A 1,556-nucleotide genomic window follows, 5' to 3' on the forward strand; every position below is an offset into this window, starting at 1 on the left:
CAAATAGCCACCGCTATGGTAGAAATGACGACTACCTCGGAAGAAGTATCTCGAAATGCTGAGGAAACCACTAATGCGGTAAATTCTGCACAATCCGAAGTTGCACGTGGAGTGGATACGATCAGAAGTAATGTAAGTACGATTGAACAGGTCTCTAACGAGATCGAAACAACGTCTGCATCTATGGAGCAACTTCATCAAGAGAGCAATAACATCAACAACATTCTTCAAGTTATTTTGGATATTGCAGAACAAACTAACCTGCTAGCGCTTAACGCTGCGATCGAAGCGGCACGCGCTGGCGAGCAAGGCCGAGGGTTCGCTGTCGTCGCAGATGAGGTACGAACACTTGCTAAACGAACACAGGATTCAATGTCTGAAATTGGGAGTGTCTTAAGCACCTTGCAAGACTCATCAAAAGCGTCGCTCGATGCGATGCTAGCGTGTCGAGAGCTCTCACAACAGACGGCTACTCAATCAAACGACACAAAAACTTCTCTTGATACAATCGAGCAAGCGATAGATCAGATCCTTAATATGGCTGGACAAATCGCAACGGCGTCGAGCGAACAACTTTCAGTTTCTGAAGAGATTAGTCGCAATGTGACAACAACTCAGGCATTGTCGGAAGAAACGGCAAACGGAAGTCTATTCATTGCTGAGTCTTAGCCAAAACCTAATCGTTGCGGTGGATGCTCTAAAAAATGAAATCGAGTGTTTCAAAGTGGCCTAAATTAATTGTCGCTTGGCAAAAGCGCTGTCTTACAAATCCTGCAGACGTACTTTGCGTTCTCGCGCCTTACTCGATTGTGCCTGATAGACGTCAATTCATGATACTTGTTTGGACAAGCGCAGTGGTAACGGTATCGTTTTATGGTTCTCGCTGGTTTAACTTCATATTGATGAGTCACTTCAGGGGCTTTTTTAAGAACGTCTATCATCACCGATTGCCATTCGCGCCCATGAGGTCTAACGCGACGTTCGACAACTTCGTGCACGATAAAATGCGCTACTTCGTGGCCTACCGTCTCATCTATGAATTGTTGACCATAAAGCGAAAGGAGTTCCTGGTTAAATCGTATCTCTTTTATAAGGCTCTGTTTACGACTCAGCGCTCGTGATTGCGCCTTTCTGATTCTAAATTGCCCTGCAGACTTCCCTCTCAAGTCAAACTTGACTGCATCTAAACAAAACTGTCGCCCAAAGTAGTCTTGGGCTAAAACTAAGCAGCGCTCTAATTCGTCTATGGTCTGTTGCTGAAGCTCTGATAAATTGTGTTCTGGTACTGCGGAATTCATACAGAATAGAAATGATGGAAACGTCGAATTGCGTTAGTATGCCCCACTATTTTAATTAGACGAAATAATAATATGTATGAGCTAAGTGTCCTTTCTGTCTCCTTACTTATTGCGATGGGCTTTTTGGCTGGCATTATTAACACGATGGCCGGTGGTGGTTCGAATCTTACAATACCCGCCTTGATGGTCATGGGTTTACCTGCAGATATTGCTAATGCGACTAATCGCGTCAGCGTTTTCTTCCAATCTTTGACTGCA

3 protein-coding genes are annotated in these 1,556 nt (G+C 44.5%); 2 read left to right on the forward strand and 1 reads right to left on the reverse strand.

Annotated elements, in window-relative coordinates; genetic code table 11:
* A partial coding sequence (locus A3738_RS18660) for a methyl-accepting chemotaxis protein (protein ID WP_231876700.1) occupies positions 1–669 on the forward strand: 669 nt, incomplete at its 5' end.
* 65 nt (positions 670–734) lie between these two features.
* Here A3738_RS18660 and A3738_RS32675 read toward each other — a convergent pair.
* Positions 735–1,298 (reverse strand): SprT-like domain-containing protein, encoded by a 564-nt coding sequence (locus tag A3738_RS32675; RefSeq protein WP_068481896.1) that lies wholly within the window; start codon positions 1,296–1,298, stop codon positions 735–737.
* 72 nt (positions 1,299–1,370) lie between these two features.
* Between A3738_RS32675 and A3738_RS18670 the strand changes: the two genes are divergently transcribed.
* The coding region (locus tag A3738_RS18670; protein ID WP_156504335.1) for a TSUP family transporter at positions 1,371–1,556 on the forward strand (186 nt) is incomplete at its 3' end.

It is taken from the genome of Oleiphilus sp. HI0066, assembly GCF_001635725.1.

Bases quoted from the DNA above. Each gene is read 5' to 3' on its own strand.
- A3738_RS32675 (WP_068481896.1), bottom strand. From the start codon at position 1,298: ATGAATTCCGCAGTACCAGAACACAATTTATCAGAGCTTCAGCAACAG.